The sequence below is a fragment of the Halalkalibacter krulwichiae genome (assembly GCF_002109385.1).
Lineage (GTDB): Bacteria > Bacillota > Bacilli > Bacillales > Bacillaceae_D > Halalkalibacter > Halalkalibacter krulwichiae.
Genome location: NZ_CP020814.1, coordinates 2,849,105 through 2,865,503 on the forward strand (window position 1 = coordinate 2,849,105; position 16,399 = coordinate 2,865,503).

Here is a 16,399-nt window from a genome sequence, read left to right on the forward strand (position 1 = left end):
TTTTTATTTATCATCCACATCGATCTTTCTCTCTTTATCTAAATCAATGGATAATAAGTACTGTATTAAAGCATCCTGTTCTTCTTTTGAGAAACCACTTTTTTGATCAACCCAATACATATGACCTTCTCCTGTACTGTGAGAAGCTTGTAATTTTCTAGATTGTTTATTTGCAGTTACTACCTTCTCTCTTAATTCTCGATCAATCATCGCTAACAAACTATTATAAGGATCTGGCTCTATTCCCTTTTCAAATGTTCCAGCAAGTCCTATTTGTGTTGAAACGTCTGTTCCGATAGATACTCCACCTTCATGCAAGTAAGGGGCAGAATATTTCAAGCCTACTAAGCCCTTCACTTTATAGCCTCCGTTTGAATGATACGCTAATGAAAGTTCCACTTGTTTTTTATCCAAATGATTTGTTGGAATTTTTATTTTTTCGACATCTTCCGGAACCGGAATCGGTGTATCCAAAGGATAGAACCAAGGCTCCATTGTTAGCGATTGCGCATCCTTAAAGGCAAGTGCTCGCGACGGCTCAGTTCTTAACTCTTCAACTGGAATAATAAGATGATTCGTTCTCGCCTCTCCCGCATGACAAGTTATACACCCTGCTTTAGTAAACACCTCTCTCCCTTTACGTTCGGTCGCTGAATACGAACTTTCATTCTCCAAAGGCGGTTTTAAAGCATTTTGATAAGCCGAGATGGCATTTAACTCTTCCAAAACTGTATGTCCCTCTGATCCGATAACTGTTCCATTAGGGGTAAATAGTGATACATTGGGATACGTTGGTGGTCGAATCATGTCATTGAAACCAGGTACCGTATCATTATCATCTATTTGACTTAACCAATCAGCAGGCCCCTTCTCCCTTTGATGATGATAACGGAATTCTGGATTTGCAGCATTCTGCAAAATTGTACCGATATACCTTTCTTTATCAATCTCAAATAACGCCTCACTTTGATCCGCCTGAGCAAGCAAGTCGGAATTTTGAGCGTGAACATTATTATTCAAAGCCGTCAACCCTTTAAAAGAACCCACTGAGGCAAAACCATTCCAGCCATAAGGATGATCACCTAATGTAAAGGAATCCGGAATCTGACTCGGATTATTAACTAAGTCCATGGTTGAGTCAAAATTCCCCTTTGACCACGTTAACAAATCACGGTCTACCGCCTCTTCCATTTTTTCTACATTTGGTAGCGCAATATATTCCCCTTTGCTTTCTTTCTCCTTCATCCATTCTTCCTCTTCTATATAAGCTTTTAGCTTATCTGCATCAACAGCCGTGTTTGTAAAATATGCAGTTGAATTGGAAGCTAGAGCCAACAATAGTCCAGCATCAAAATTGGCATTCGGAGCACCCTCTATGACTAACCCTAAATCACGATCCACTGTCGCATGACAAGCAGCACAGGTGATTCCTGCTTTTAAACGGCCATCTTTAAACTTAATAGGCATTCCAAGTGGGGCGAATCCTCCCTTCGGAACATCTAGGCCCGTCTCAATCATTTCCCCTTTTTTAAAATGACGACCACCTACAACAGCATCTTTGGCAATCTCAACTTTTAAATTATCCGTTCCTTCCTTCCTTGCAGAAAGAACTGCTTTAGCAATGTTCCCAACTGATAACGGACCATCCAAAACCCCTAAAACATCTGTTATATACTCTTCATTATTAAACGTTTCGTTAAAAAATAACTTTCTTCCTTCATTAATAAAGCTCTCATCTATCTTTACAGCACCGTTATGTAAAGTTAAATCCTTTTCATGTAACTTACCTGCTTCTTCTTCCGACAAAGCTAGCCCCCATATATCATATCCTGTAATGTCATTCATCTGATGTTTTATTGGGTGATTCAACGTCTGCTTGACTGACGGAATCTCTGCATAACCAGGTTCAATTACATTTACTATTGAATAACCTACTACGATAAAAAGCACTATGCTTATCCCTATTAAAAAGCGTCTCCACATTTGAATACCTCCCTAACCGTGTTCTATTAATTAGGATGATTCAAACAGATTTGCTCTATCCAAACAAAAAGGTAAAGCAGTTCATTCATTAAACTACTCCACCTTTATATTCTACCTATTCATTGAACAAACGGCGCCATGTTTGCGGTCCAACAATTCCATCGATAGTAATACCTTCTCTTCTTTGGAAATTTCTTACCGCTCTTTCCGTAAGGGGGCCATAAATACCATCAACTGTTACATTTAAAGCTCGTTGAACTCTTTTCACATCTTCTCCTCTAATAAAAGGAGTTTGAACAGATAATAATCGTTGATAACGAATTCCAGATGAACCATTCATGCGATCTAACGCTCTCCATGTTTGTGGTCCAACAATCCCATCAACCGTTATGCCTTCTCTTCTTTGAAATTCTCTCACACGAGATTCTGTTTCAGGACCAAAGATACCATCTGTAGCGGCCCCGACTTTTTGCTGCACTTCTTGTACATCTGCCCCTCTCATCATTGGCGAAAGCAATCGAAGCATTCTTCTCGTTTCACTTTGATACATTTCCTCTCGTTCGTCCGGTTCATCGGTTGGAGACCCATGTTCAGGCTGTTCACCAGTATGTTCAAAATCTCTGAGAGCTCGCCTCGTTTCTGGACCTACAATTCCATCCACAGCAACCGATGCTGTTCTTTGAAACCTCATAACCGCGTCTGCCGTCTGCGGTCCGAATATCCCGTCAATAGGTCCCGGGTTAAACCCTAATTCGTCTAACCTCTCCTGAAGAGCACGAATATCATCTCCTTGATCCCCCCGTGTTAAAAGAGTTCTTTGCCTAGCTCCTGCAACATATGTTGTCGTCGGCGCTGGAATTGGTGATAATTCAGCACCCTCTTCTCTTAACCAACTTCGAAAATTCTGCATATTAATAGAAGGACACGGCTTCCACGAATAACCTGGAAATTCTATATGCCCCCAAACATTTTCAACCGGTATATTTAATTGGTCCATTAAACTTCTTGTTAAATTTAGAGTTGAACGGCGTTGGGCCTCGGGCAGTGATTGCGTTCTAAAATCACCAACCATACAAATACCAACAGCAAAGCTATTACTATTTCCAACGTGATAACTAACTACTTCTAAATCATGGCATAAACTAATCGAACCATCTCGGTCAACAACATAATGATAACCGATCCCTGGCCAACCTAATTGATTCACATGATAACGAGCAAAAGCCTCTGCGCTCCCTGATGTGGTAGCACTATGATGAATCGCTATGTTTCTAATAGCACTTCTAGCTCTTCTTCTATATGACCGAGAACTGCTCGAAGCTAACGAACGTCGTTTATCGATAATATTCATTATTATCACCTCAATAGATATATATATGTCTACTAAGGGGAAGTTGATGTTTGACCAAAATAAAAAGGACGATCCTTAGATCATCCTTTAAACGAATAAGACTATTCTTTAATACCAAGAACTCGGTTAACACGTTTCGTTAACATTTTCATTCCGCCACCGCCAGCTTGGAAATGACGCAATTGTCCTTCTTCATCAAATACATAATATGCAGGCACATACTCATTTTCAAAAGCATCTGTAAGCTTATGCTCATCATCAACAAAAATCGGCTGAGTAATTTCGTGTTCTGCTGCGACTTTCTTAATTTCTTCTAAATCTAAATCTTTTTCAGATCTTGGCATGTGAACAGCAATAACGTTTAATTTATCTTTATATTGATCACGAAATTCGTTAACATTCGGCATAGCCTCTTTGCATAGTCCACAACTAATTGACCAGAAATGAATTAAAGTTGGTTTATCTCCTACAAGGTCACTTTTTGAAACTTCTCCGTTTAACCAAGTTGAAGCCCCTTCTAATTCAGGCATTTGCGATCTTAATTTTAATGCCATGTTTATCATCCTTCCTTTTATGTTTATGTTATCCGATAAAAAAAAGTCTAACATTGCTGCTAGACTTCTTTATATTATCTGCCTTAAACGTTAAGTGTTTTTTGACCTGGCTTCCAGTTAGCTGGGCAAAGTCCACCAGTTTGAAGAGCTTGAAGCACACGAAGAGTCTCATCTACATCACGTCCAATGTTGTTGTGGTTAACAACAGAGTACATTAACTCTCCTTCTGGACTGATGATAAATAGACCACGAAGTGCAACACCTTCTTCTTCAATTAAAACGCCATATTCACGTGATACAACATGGTTTGTGTCAGCTGCAAGTGGATACTTTAACTCACCAAGTCCATTGTCTTCACGAGCTGTGTTAATCCATGCTTTGTGAGTATGAACAGTGTCAGTAGATACTCCAATTACTTCAGCATCTAAATCTTCAAACTCATCATAGCGATCACTTAATGATGTGATCTCAGTTGGACATACGAAAGTGAAATCCATTGGGTAGAAGAAAAGAACTGTCCATTTGTCGTTCTTCATATTCTCTTCAAGGCTCACCTTTGCAAATTCTTTGTTCGGCATTACTGCATCCATTTCAAAACGGGGTGCTTGCTTAGCAACCATACGCTTGTCTGTCATATGTACAACCTCCTAAAAAATTAAAAATCTCTACAGCCGTCATTATAAAAGAAGTTTTATTACTAGTCAATATTAAATAAGAATTAGACTAAATAAAAACTGTGAAAATATCTTACAAAACCTAGTATCTCCACACATTTTTATAATAAACGACTTGTACATAATAAATTATAGCAAATTCTTCCGTGATAAAGCGACAAATATGCTCATCATTCTCAATTGATTTTCGACATTTGAGGGATCTTCGTTTTTATGCTAGGATTAACCTCTAAAGAAAGTGGGTATTTAACATACATAATTCCGTTTCTACGGAATTTACGTAACGATTTATTTAGGGGTGATATGATGGAACAATGGTTAAATCAATATTCAGGAGGAGAGTTTCTCATAGGTCTAGCTACGAGTATTGGCCAAATTATAATAGCGATATTAGCTTTCTTAATAGCTAAGTCTATTGGTAATCGATTAATTAGTGGCAGCTTCTCTAAAATGGAACAACAACGAGGGATGTCACCAGGTAGAGTAAAAACACTAGCAAAGTTAACAACTAATGCCTTTTCTTATGTTTTAATTTTTGTTTTCATAACCATTATCATAAGTATTTTTGGATTAGATGCAACAGGACTTATTGCAGGTGCTGGTGTTGTTGGTTTAGCTATTGGTTTTGGTGCACAAGGACTAGTTAGTGATGTCGTGACCGGCTTTTTCCTTTTACTTGAAAGACAAATAGATGTCGGGGATTATGTTACTACTGGCGGCGTAGATGGAATTGTTGAACAAGTCGGCTTAAGAAACACGCAAATTAGAGGATTTGATGGTACTCTTCACTTTGTTCCCAACCGCGCGATTAGCAATGTTAGTAACCATTCACGAGGAAACATGCGAGCATTGGTTGATATGAGTATTTCTTACGATGATAACATAGACCAAGCGATAACAGTGTTACAAATAGCCTGCGATAAGTTAGCACTAGAAGATGAAGCAATTAAAGAAGGACCTAATGTTGTAGGTGTTCAAAGCTTGGGCGATTCCGATGTAGTCATCCGAATCATTGCAAAAACAGAGAATATGGAACAATGGGCTGTTGAACGCAAATTGCGCAAAGTATTAAAAGAAGCACTTGATGCTAACAACATCGAAATTCCATTTCCACATCAAGTATATATTGAAAAGAAGGAACAATAGACGTTTATAAAAATGTGTAAAGGGCGAGTTTAATACTCACCCTTTTTATTATTTATTGACCTACTTTTTGTTCTACTTGTTGGCAAACCTCTTGCGCCGTCATCCCATGTGCATTAATTACTGATCCTTTAATCGCAGCATCTTGTACACCCATAACGTTTTGGTCTTGTCCCGTAATAACGCAACAGTCACAACCTTGCGCATCTTGCTCTTGTTTTAACTGAACTACTTCATACCCTTTCGATTGTAACTCTTGCTGTACATCTGTTAAAGATTGCTCAACACCAATTCTTGGCATGTCTTTACCTCCGCTAAATAAAAGTGTTATATTTCATTATTAAAATCCCCAAGATAATGGCAAATATACGTGAAATTTGAAAAGAGTATGTAAAAAAACCACCTGCTTAAGCAGATGGTTCTAGCTAACTGTTTAAATAATCAATAATCGTCTCAACAGCCAAAGGTATCGCTTCTTCCTTTGGCTCTAATCTAGCATCATGCAATCCATATTGGCTATCGACTCCTAGCCAAAACATTAATCCAGGAATTTCTTCTAAAAAGTAACCAAAGTCTTCTCCCGTCATCGCTTCATCACAAATAATTAAATGCACCGATTCTTTTTTTTCTGCAAAACGGATGAAATCCTCAGTAACTTCCTTATCATTATATACTTGACAATAATTTGCGCCATAGTCAATGGTAATGGTACATTCGAACCCAACTTCAACCCCTTGGACAAGCGATTCTATTCGCTTCTTAATTTTTTTCATTGTTTCAATTGAGCGAGTTCGAATTGTCCCTTCTATTACCGCTGTATCAGCAATAATGTTTTGCTTTGTTCCACCCTTAATAACGCCAATTGTAATGACCCCAGCATCTAAAGGGTTTACGTTTCGAGCGACAATTGTTTGTAATTGGGTTACGAGATGACTTGAAGCAACAACCATGTCATTTGCCGTATGAGGATAAGCTGCATGGCCACCCTTCCCTTTTAACGTGATAAATAGTTCAGAAGTGTTAGCAAAAAGCAGTCCCACCTTCGTGGCAATCGTCCCAACTGGATATTCAGGAGCAATATGTAATGCTAGCATTTGATCTGGTTTCCACCTTCGAAACGGAGCTGATTCTAGCATTGGTTTAGCGCCTCCTGGCCCCTCTTCCGCTGGCTGAAAAATAAATAAGCAATTGTATTTAGGCTGATTGTAAGCCAAATAACTGAGAACACCTAAGGCAATTGTCATATGAAAGTCATGCCCACAGGCGTGCATCGCTCCTTTATGAAGAGACTGAAATTCTTCATAGGACGTCTGTTCAAGAATAGGCAAACCGTCAATATCTGCCCTATACCCCAACGTCCTTGTTGCATCTCTACCAGTGACATGAACAAAAATACCGGTTCTCCATGTTTCCACAGTCAAATATTGATTAGGTAATTTTGCAATTTTCTTCAATAGATAACGTTGTGTTTTCACTTCCTCGTACCCGAGTTCAGGAATTTGGTGTAAATCACGCCTTATTTTTATTAACTCATCAGCTTGAAACATTAGCATTCACCACAGCTTTAATCTTTTCTTCGAGCTTTTCTGTAAACAATTGTACTTCATCATTTGTTAGTGTTAATGGAGGTAGCAAGCGGATAATCGTATGTTGAGTAACATCGACCATTAAACCGTCTGTTAATAATTGACGTTGAATTTCTTTTACTTGTGATCCATCTAGATTCATCACAATTCCTAACATCATCCCCTTACCTCGTACATCAACAATTTGAGTAGGATATTTGGACTTTAGGTTATTAATCTGTTGATGTAAGAAATCCGCCACAACATTTCCTTTCTCCAACTGTCCGTTAACAAGTAATTCATCAATAACAGCATTTCCTAGTGCAGCACTTAAAGGAGAAGGACCAAACGTCGTCCCGTGATCACCAGGTTTAAAAAGATGGGCATAACGTTCAGCAACGATAATTCCACCAAGAGGAAGTCCTCCACCTATACCTTTTGCAAATAAAATCACATCTGGCTCAATGCCAGCATGTTGATACGCAAAAAACGTTCCGGTACGCCCTACACCCGTTTGAATTTCATCCATGCAACAAAGAACGCCATATTTTTTACATAGATTTGAAATTTCACGAAGATATTCCTCTTTTAGAGTAACAATCCCTCCGGAACCTAAAACAGGTTCTACAATCAGTGCTGCCGGGGAATGTTGCACCATTACTTCTTCCAAAGCTTCAACATTATGTGGTTCAACTTCAAAGACCGGAATGTCTGTTGCAGGAAAATCTTGATATACACCAGGTTGCCTTGTTAACTTCAATGCCCCTAGTGTACGTCCATGGAAGCTTCTTTTAAACACAACAACGCCATTGCGTTCAGTCGATTGTTCTTTTGACCATTTATGCACAAATTTCAGAGCCGCTTCAGTTGCTTCTGCACCCGAATTCGCAAAGAAAACTTTTCCTGTCACTGAATTTCTTACCAACTTTTCGGCTAAAACAATTGCTGGTTTATTATAAAAATAGTTAGAAATATGGAGGAATTTCTCCGCTTGTTGTTTCATAGCTTCTAAAATTGCCGGATGACTATGACCTAGTATATTAACGGCTAATCCCGTAAATAAATCCAAGTATTTTTTTCCATTTTCATCAAATAAATAATTGCCTTCACCACGATCAATTACAATTGGAAGACGTCCGTAAGTAGACATGATTGCTTGTTGGTCACGCTCTATCCAGTTTGACAACTCCTTTATCCCCCTTCTCTATATGTAAGGAAAGAGCTTTGTCGCAAAGGTATCCCTCTACAACAAAGCTGCTTGTCCCATTTATTACTTAGTTATCTTCATTTAAGCGTCTAAGCTCATGCTTAATTTCTGTTTTACCTTTTGTTTTTTCATCAATTTCTTTAATAACACGAGCCGGTGTACCAGCTACAACTGTATTTGCAGGTACATCTTCAATGACAACTGCACCTGCAGCAACTACCGCCCCTTTACCGATCGTTACACCTTCTAAGACAACACAGTTAGCACCAATGACAACGTCATCTTCAACCACTACAGGTTTTGCAGAAGGTGGCTCGATAACACCAGCTAGTACGGATCCAGCTCCAACGTGACAATTTTTACCTACGGTTGCACGACCACCGAGGACAACGTTCATATCAATCATTGTTCCTTCACCAATTACCGCACCAATGTTAATGCTCGCTCCCATCATAATAACAGCATTATCACCGATCTCTACTTGATCACGGATGATTGCACCCGGCTCAATACGAGCTTTGATGTTCTTCATATCTAATAACGGAATAGCAGAGTTACGGCGGTCGTTTTCAATCACAAGATCTTCTATTTGCGCTTCGTTTTCATTTAAAATCGGTTCAATAACACTCCATTCACCGAATAAAACCCCAACGTTTCCTGTAATAAATGCTTTCGTATCTGAACCAAAGTTTAATCCTTCAAGGTCTCCCTTAATATGTACTTTTACAGGTGTTTTCTTCTCACTTTTAGAGATAAATTGAATAATCTCATTTGCATCCATCATTTTCATGTTAGTTCCTCCTAATAACAATCTCTTCATTATGATAAAGATATCACATGAAAAATGCAATCAGAAAGGTAGAATTCTTTTAAATTCTTATGAATGAAAAGAGCATGTATTACCCCAATATCCATAACAATGAAGTTATTGTAATAATACTAAGCATCGTTGTAATAAGAGTCGTACTTGATACGAGCTTCGGCTTTGCATCAAATTGAACAGCATACATAACAATTGTTGCAGCTGAAGGCATCGCAGCTGACACAATTAATACTTTTGCAATTAAAGGGTCTAAAGGCAGCATAAAAGTAATTCCCACCGCGATTAATGGTGAAACGAGCAATCGTACGACTGTTGCATAACTTACCTTCCCCCACTCGAAATTCCCCCATTCAATCCTTGCTAACTGCATTCCTAAAATGATCATCACAGTCGGAATCGCAGCCTCTGCTATAATATCAACCGTAAGCATTAAATTAGGTGGAACCGAGTATGAAAAGACCTTTAAAAGGAGTCCTAAAATAACAGCGTAAGTTGCCGGCATTTTTAAGACTTCACGAAATGCAATCGAAACACCAGCTTTTCCTCTAGCTGCATAATACACACCAAAACAATTCATAATAATTGATTGAAGCACTAGAAAAATAACAGAATAGGCAAAAGCTTCTTCTCCATAGGCAAATAAAATAATGGGCGCCCCGTAATTCCCGGCATTCATAAACGCCGTTGATAAAATAAGCCCACTTTCTGTTGCTCGATCATACTTTTTTAATTTCGCATACACTTTATTTATAATGATCAGACTAAACAACAATAAAATGGAGAATATAATCATATACAAAGCTTGTAAGTTAATTTCAGAGTAATAGAAAGTTCGAAATACAAGCGAGGGTGTCATGATGTAAATAGCAACAGTTGACACAGCCTTTATATCAATTTTTTTCCATTTCTGAACAAAGAATCCTATTAAAAATACAAGTAAAACTGGAAATACAACCTGTATAAAAATATCCATATTCATCACTCCAACTCTTTTAAAACGTAAAACTGAAAGATTTAAATTCCATTATATACCTTGAAAATAGAGAGTTGAATAGATTTTTTTCATATGGATGTAATGTCTCATCACCTAAATACCGGTTGTAATATAACAGCCCCTGCAAAAATGCAGGGGCTGTACTGTTCTAATATGCTTATTGTTTTTGGAATTGCGCTTCCTCTGTAGAACCTTTCAGAGCTGTCGTAGACGATGTTCCTCCAGAAACCACTTGAGAAATTTCATCGAAATAACCAGTACCTACTTCACGCTGATGGCGAGTAGCTGTATAACCTTTCGATTCACTAGCAAACTCAGCTTGCTGTAATTCTGAATACGCACCCATTCCTCTCGTTTTGTATCCGTTAGCAAGTTCAAACATGCTGTGGTTAAGCGCATGGAATCCTGCCAATGTAACAAATTGGAACTTATATCCCATTTTACCAAGTTCAACTTGATACGTTTCAATTGTTTCTTTATCAAGATTAGCTTCCCAGTTAAATGATGGTGAACAGTTATAAGCAAGCATCTTTCCAGGGAATTTAGCATGGATTGCATCTGCAAATTGCTGCGCTTCTTCAAGTGAAGGCTTAGAAGTTTCACACCAAATTAAATCTGCATAAGGTGCGTAAGCTAATCCTCTAGCGATTGCTTGATCAATACCTGGATTTGTTCTGTAGAATCCTTCTGGTGTTCTTTCACCGGTAATGAATGGTCGGTCTGCCGGGTCGATGTCACTTGTAATTAAATCTGCTGCATCGGCATCTGTACGCGCAATAATGATTGTCGGAACACCACTAACGTCAGCTGCAAGTCTTGCTGCAGTAAGGTTTCTGATAGCCGTTTGCGTCGGAATCAGAACCTTACCTCCGAGGTGTCCGCATTTTTTCTCAGATGCTAATTGATCTTCGAAGTGTACACCACTAGCACCTGATTCAATCATCCCTTTCATGAGCTCAAATACGTTTAATTGACCACCAAATCCAGCCTCAGCATCTGCTACGATCGGAGCAAAATAATCAATGTCTCCTTCGCCTTCCATATGTTGAATTTGATCTGCACGTTGAAGTGCTTGGTTAATACGTTTAACTACGCTTGGAACACTATTTGCAGGATATAAACTTTGGTCAGGATACATTTGGCCAGCTAGATTTGCATCAGCGGCAACTTGCCATCCACTTAAATAAATCGCTTTCAATCCAGCCTTTACTTGTTGAACAGCTTGATTTCCTGTTAGTGCTCCTAAAGCATTTACAAAATTTTCTTCATTGATTAGTTTCCATAATTTTTCTGAACCTCTCCGCGCCAGCGTATGTTCAATTTGAACCGATCCTCTTAAACGAACTACATCCTCCCCAGTATATGGTCTCTCTATGCCACTCCATCTTGAATTAGTTGCCCATTGCTCCTCTAATAATCTCGCTTCTCTTTGTTTTGATTCGTTTGTCATGTTCATCTCTCCTCGTTTTTTAGTTTACTAGTTTCCCTGTTCTCTCTTGCTGTATTATTACAGTTTGTTTCTTATGAACTTATAATATAACAGCACTTTTGTATTTGCAACCATTTTTTTCTTTTTTTTGAATTATTTTTTTATTGAAATTTGAAATCCCTGTCACACTAGTGAATTTAGGCAAAATAAAAAGAAATAACTAGTATAACCAGCTATTTCTTAAATGTTTTATCGTTGTTTACTTTTTAACCAAACAAAAGATAACTCAGACTGTTCTGATACAGATTCAAACACGAGTTCATATTCATCTAAATCATATACATACATCCAAAAGTCATCCATCTCATTATAATCAATGCTATCAGGTGTCCCTAATAGCCGCTTTAGGTCTTTAAATGTTATACGTTCGTCCGAAATATCGCTTGCTATCGCCACACTTTTCTTTGTTTCAGGGTTAATAAAGAACGTAGCTTGACTGTACTCTAGGAAGATACCCCCCTCATAACTGCCTGTTGTTATTGGTACACCGAAAGATTCCCTAATGTCTTCTTCAGTTTCCCCTAATTTAGTGTTTGTAGGAATAAACACTCCGTCGTACCCTTTTTCAATCCACGAAAAAGATAAAAAGCTTTTTTGTTCAGAAGTACTTATATGTCCTGCTGTAAAATCCACTTGTTGTTCAACAATCATATTGCCTTGTCCACAAGCTGTTAACAAAAAGAATACTACAAATAATAACCATTTTTTTTGCATAGGACACCTACTTTCAAAAAACTTTCTCAATGTCATCCTTAACGAGGCCTTTATGTTTTATTCCATTTAGCATCAGATGATTCCTTGTTAAAATGAAAAGTTAAAAAAAAGATGACAAAAGGCCCTAGATTGTCTTTTGTCATCTTTTAGCAGGTTATGTCTTTTTCATTTCCGTCTTAAAGATCTTCAGGATCCCGATGCTCATCACAAGTAAGATAAAGGTTAACGGAAACGCACTTACAATAATCGCTGTTTGCAGCGCCTGCAAGCCTCCTGAAGCCATTAATACAATAGCAGATGCTGATAAAATAAGGCCCCATGATATTTTAATAAAATTTGATGGATTCATACTTCCTTCTGTCGTTTGCATCCCTAATACAAATGTGGCCGAATCAGCTGATGTAATGAAAAACGTCGTTATTAACAAAACGGTTACGACAGATAAGACTCCTCCAAATGGTAAATGCTCATAGACAAAGAACAAACCTGTCTCCAAACTTTGCTGTGCCACTTCTACTCCCTCAACTAAATCAAGATTAATACCTGTTCCTCCAAAAACACAGAACCAAAAAGCACAAACTAAAGTTGGAACAATTAAAACAGCTATTGTAAACTCTCTTACCGTTCTTCCTTTTGAAACACGAGCAATAAACATACCAACAAAAGGAGACCAAGAAATCCACCAAGCCCAATAAAAAATAGTCCACCCTTGAGTCCACTCTGCTCTCTGTTCATCAAACGGGAAAATCCTTAAGCCCATTTGAGGCAAATTCTGAATGTATTCACCTAATGTATGTGTAAATAGATTAAGTAAGAACAAAGTAGGACCAACAATTAGCATTGTGATTAGTAAAATGGTTGCAAGTATCATATTAGTATTACTCAAATATTTGATTCCACGTTGAATACCTGTGCTTGCAGACAAAATAAACAACACGGTTATAATGGCAATAATGATCACTTGTACAGTAAAATTTACCGGTATATCCAACAAGTAACCTAACCCTGCATTTATTTGTTGAGCACCAAGACCTAAGGATGCACAAACACCAAAAATGGTAGCGAAAACTGAAATAATATCAATTACATAACCAACTGGCCCCTTCACTTTATCTCCTAAAACAGGTGATAACGTTGCACTCATTAAACCAGGTGCTCCTCTTCTAAACTTAAAATAAGCTAGAGCCAAGGCAACTACTGCATATATAGCCCAAGCATGAAACCCCCAATGTAAGTAAGTATAACGTAGAGCAATTAAAGCTGATTGTTCTGTACTCCCTTCTCCGACAGGTGGTGCAGCATAATGTGACACCGGCTCAGATACTCCATAAAATAAAAGTCCAATCCCCATACCAGCGCTAAAGAGTAATGCAAACCAAGTGGCCCTACTAAATTCCGGGCGATCATGATCTTTTCCTAATTTAATTTTTCCATACTTACTAAAAATTAAAAAGAGCGTAAACAGTAAAAAGAAAGAGGCAGATAAATTATAAAACCACCCAAAGGTACGTAAAAAGAAAGCTTGTGCAATGTTCATCATATTCCCTAGTTGATCAGGAAAGAAAGACCCCCATATGACAAAAAGCAAGGCAATAACTGCTGAAATTTTATACGTAATAGTTAAATTTTTCATTGATGTGTCAGCTCCTCTGTATATCTAGGTTGCAACAATTCTTCCCGAAATATTTATTAAGGTCCCATATTTCTCTTTCACCCTTCTTCTCTTTCACACTAAATAGAAAGAAGACTGAAACAATAAAGTTCCAGTCTTCTTTCTATAAGTCACAGCTATTTATTTGTATTTCGCTCTAATGCATATTCATTAAAATCATTTTGATTGGAATTTTCTACGTAAATGCTTCTGCTCGGAAAGGCAATCGAAACATTTTCGTCTTCTAATATTTTCATTATTTGAAAATTGATATTCTCTTTCACCCTAAACCATTCTGTCCAAGCAATTGTTTTCGTGAAAAAGTATACAAAAATGTCTAAGCTCGAGTTATTAAACGAATCGAATCGGACCATGATTAAGTCTTGATCTACCTCCTCATGATGACGAAGGACTTCTTCAATTCTTCTAGCACATCTCTCAAGCTTTTCACGTGGTGTTGAATAAGTCAATCCAATTGAAAACGTAACCCTTCGTTTCCCCATTTCTGACCAGTTCGTTATCGGTTCATTAGCTAGTGTAGAATTGGGAATCGTGACGACTGAATCAGCAAAAGTACGAATTTGTGTACTTCTAAAACTAATATCTTCGACCGTCCCTTCTACCGAAGGCGTTTGAATCCAATCGCCCTTTGAGAATGGTTTTTCCGTAATAATAATGATCCCACCAAAGAAATTACCAATTGTATCTTGAGCAGCAAGAGCAAAAGCTAGTCCCCCAAGGCCAAGCCCTGCAATAAATCCACTAATCTCATAACCCCACTCACTGGCAATGACCACAATTGTTAGCGCGATAACAGCAAAACGCAAGATCTTGGAAATGAATGGTATTAGCATGCTATCTTCATCAATTTCCATATTACGAGCAAGGCGAAACAAAGCCATTGAATGCTCCGACGTATAATTGTACAAACCCCAACCTAGTAAAATAATGATAATTGATCGATAAAGATGTTCAACAAAATCAATTGTTGTAAAATGAAATGGCAAATACATCAATGCCAAATATGTACCTAGTACGATCCAGAAAACACGCAACGGTCTTTCAAAAGATAACAAAATATTAGTGAACAGTGCAGTTGGTGTTTTTCGCAATGTCGCTAATACAATTTTAAAGATATACCTAGTAAATATTTTCCTAAATAATAAAAACACTGAGAAGATCGCAATTGCTACACCTATATGGTTCCATTCAATTCGACCCAATGAAAGTAGAAACGCATCCCATTTCCAATTATTCTCCATCTAAACCCCACCTTACATCTTCATATTCTATCACAGGCAGGACATATTTTTATAGAAAAAAACTTTAAAACATTATGGTTTTGCCACTATTTATTCGAAATGTTCAAAGAGGCCGTTGAATGATTTTTCACTTTTACAACATCTCCAAATTCAGACCATTCTTTACTTATCTCATATAATCCATTTATTAATTGAGTGCCATCAAACGTACTTACTTTCGATCGGAAATCTTTCCTAAACTGAGAACCTTTATCTGTTGTGAAAAAGTATACACTTGCCGCACCAATGACTCCCCCTATTAAAGCACTTATGACATATCGGTTATTCACTAAAAACATCCACCTTTCTTATTCGGTAATAAATGAAATCAAACGGTGAAACGCTAATATGGTACAATCGAATTACTTAGAAAACAGTGAGGAGGGTTTTTTTGAGCTTAAAATCAAAAATTTATAAGATGCTTAGAATTTGGAATGATATTGATGCGATTCGTAAAGGACGAATAGGAAAAAGAGTCGGGCGTCGCGTTGTCGGCCGTGCCTCTGGGAAAGCCATCCGCAAACTCTTTAAATAAAATGAACTAACAGCCTATAGTGTGGTCCATCTTAAATAGTATTATCCAATTTTTTCATCCCTCTCTAAATGAAGAGACTGGCCGAAAAGTTCGAATCAGTGATAGTAATGGTTTCGGGGGCGTCCAAAAGGTCAAACTATACCTTTTGAGACGCCCCCTTTGATGGTTATTTATTGCTGTTTACATCCTTTTCTTTCTCGGCATCTATTGTACCTTCCATGTAAGCATCACTTACTTGTTCATGTGTGGTTGCTAGCCCTTTTTCTACTTCATTAGAACTTTGATAATCCTCAGGCTGATATGAATGCTCTGCTACTTCTTGAGTTTTATTTGCTTGTTGGTTATTCTTTTCAGACAAGTTCAACGCCTCCCTTAGAAGCTATTATGTACTAATCCATTACTAATTATGAGACTT

17 protein-coding genes are annotated in these 16,399 nt (G+C 37.8%); 2 read left to right on the top strand and 15 right to left on the bottom strand.

Annotated features, from left to right (window positions below):
- Positions 1 to 3 precede the first annotated feature (3 nt).
- From BkAM31D_RS14385 to BkAM31D_RS14400, 4 genes are all read right to left on the bottom strand, one after another.
- On the bottom strand, positions 4 to 1,983 hold the full coding sequence (locus BkAM31D_RS14385) for an electron transport protein (protein WP_066150765.1): 1,980 nt from the start codon (positions 1,981 to 1,983) through the stop codon (positions 4 to 6).
- A gap of 115 nt (positions 1,984 to 2,098) precedes the next feature.
- Positions 2,099 to 3,334, bottom strand: coding sequence for a peptidoglycan recognition protein family protein (locus BkAM31D_RS14390; RefSeq protein WP_066150769.1), 1,236 nt, complete (start codon positions 3,332 to 3,334; stop codon positions 2,099 to 2,101).
- A 101-nt stretch (positions 3,335 to 3,435) separates the two neighbouring features.
- Positions 3,436 to 3,888 carry a TlpA disulfide reductase family protein gene (locus BkAM31D_RS14395; protein WP_066150773.1) on the bottom strand — a complete coding sequence of 151 codons (453 nt, stop codon included), beginning with the start codon at positions 3,886 to 3,888 and terminating at the stop codon, positions 3,436 to 3,438.
- A gap of 83 nt (positions 3,889 to 3,971) precedes the next feature.
- The gene (locus BkAM31D_RS14400; RefSeq protein ID WP_066150776.1) at positions 3,972 to 4,523 is read right to left on the bottom strand and encodes a peroxiredoxin; all 552 of its coding nucleotides are present in this window, start codon (positions 4,521 to 4,523) and stop codon (positions 3,972 to 3,974) included.
- A gap of 345 nt (positions 4,524 to 4,868) precedes the next feature.
- On the opposite strand from BkAM31D_RS14400, the gene BkAM31D_RS14405 reads away from it, so the two are divergent.
- Positions 4,869 to 5,708, top strand: a complete 840-nt coding sequence (locus BkAM31D_RS14405) for a mechanosensitive ion channel family protein (RefSeq protein WP_066150779.1) — start codon at positions 4,869 to 4,871, stop codon at positions 5,706 to 5,708.
- A 52-nt stretch (positions 5,709 to 5,760) separates the two neighbouring features.
- On the opposite strand, the gene BkAM31D_RS14410 is transcribed toward BkAM31D_RS14405, so the two are convergent.
- The 10 genes from BkAM31D_RS14410 to BkAM31D_RS14455 all read right to left on the bottom strand — a co-directional run bounded on the left by BkAM31D_RS14410 (position 5,761) and on the right by BkAM31D_RS14455 (position 15,739).
- Complete coding sequence (locus BkAM31D_RS14410; protein WP_066150782.1) at positions 5,761 to 6,006, bottom strand: YkuS family protein; 246 nt, start codon at positions 6,004 to 6,006, stop codon at positions 5,761 to 5,763.
- Positions 6,007 to 6,130: 124 nt separating this feature from the next.
- A complete protein-coding gene (locus BkAM31D_RS14415) occupies positions 6,131 to 7,252 on the bottom strand; it encodes an N-acetyldiaminopimelate deacetylase (RefSeq protein ID WP_066150785.1) in 1,122 nt (373 codons plus the stop codon).
- A complete protein-coding gene (locus BkAM31D_RS14420; RefSeq protein ID WP_157076751.1) occupies positions 7,239 to 8,456 on the bottom strand; it encodes an aspartate aminotransferase family protein in 1,218 nt (405 codons plus the stop codon). The genes BkAM31D_RS14415 and BkAM31D_RS14420 overlap by 14 nt, the downstream gene beginning before the upstream one ends.
- An 88-nt stretch (positions 8,457 to 8,544) precedes the next feature.
- Positions 8,545 to 9,267, bottom strand: coding sequence for a 2,3,4,5-tetrahydropyridine-2,6-dicarboxylate N-acetyltransferase (dapD, locus tag BkAM31D_RS14425; protein ID WP_066150788.1), 723 nt, complete (start codon positions 9,265 to 9,267; stop codon positions 8,545 to 8,547).
- A 109-nt stretch (positions 9,268 to 9,376) separates the two neighbouring features.
- Positions 9,377 to 10,273: an AEC family transporter gene (locus BkAM31D_RS14430; RefSeq protein ID WP_066150791.1), complete on the bottom strand. Its 897-nt coding sequence runs from the start codon at positions 10,271 to 10,273 to the stop codon at positions 9,377 to 9,379.
- 178 nt (positions 10,274 to 10,451) lie between these two features.
- Positions 10,452 to 11,744, bottom strand: coding sequence for an isocitrate lyase (gene aceA, locus BkAM31D_RS14435; RefSeq protein WP_066150794.1), 1,293 nt, complete (start codon positions 11,742 to 11,744; stop codon positions 10,452 to 10,454).
- 228 nt (positions 11,745 to 11,972) lie between these two features.
- Positions 11,973 to 12,497: a DUF4309 domain-containing protein gene (locus tag BkAM31D_RS14440; RefSeq protein WP_066150797.1), complete on the bottom strand. Its 525-nt coding sequence runs from the start codon at positions 12,495 to 12,497 to the stop codon at positions 11,973 to 11,975.
- A gap of 154 nt (positions 12,498 to 12,651) precedes the next feature.
- The gene (locus tag BkAM31D_RS14445) at positions 12,652 to 14,130 is read right to left on the bottom strand and encodes a glycine betaine uptake BCCT transporter (protein WP_066150800.1); all 1,479 of its coding nucleotides are present in this window, start codon (positions 14,128 to 14,130) and stop codon (positions 12,652 to 12,654) included.
- Positions 14,131 to 14,285: 155 nt separating this feature from the next.
- Positions 14,286 to 15,410 (bottom strand): mechanosensitive ion channel family protein, encoded by a 1,125-nt coding sequence (locus tag BkAM31D_RS14450; RefSeq protein WP_066150803.1) that lies wholly within the window; start codon positions 15,408 to 15,410, stop codon positions 14,286 to 14,288.
- Positions 15,411 to 15,496: 86 nt separating this feature from the next.
- The gene (locus BkAM31D_RS14455; protein WP_066150805.1) at positions 15,497 to 15,739 is read right to left on the bottom strand and encodes a YtxH domain-containing protein; all 243 of its coding nucleotides are present in this window, start codon (positions 15,737 to 15,739) and stop codon (positions 15,497 to 15,499) included.
- 101 nt (positions 15,740 to 15,840) lie between these two features.
- Here BkAM31D_RS14455 and BkAM31D_RS23965 point away from each other — a divergent pair, with 101 nt between their 5' ends.
- Positions 15,841 to 15,984: a hypothetical protein gene (locus tag BkAM31D_RS23965; RefSeq protein ID WP_180319878.1), complete on the top strand. Its 144-nt coding sequence runs from the start codon at positions 15,841 to 15,843 to the stop codon at positions 15,982 to 15,984.
- 166 nt (positions 15,985 to 16,150) lie between these two features.
- On the opposite strand, the gene BkAM31D_RS14460 is transcribed toward BkAM31D_RS23965, so the two are convergent.
- Positions 16,151 to 16,342, bottom strand: coding sequence for a YozQ family protein (locus BkAM31D_RS14460; protein WP_066150808.1), 192 nt, complete (start codon positions 16,340 to 16,342; stop codon positions 16,151 to 16,153).
- Positions 16,343 to 16,399: the final 57 nt, after the last annotated feature.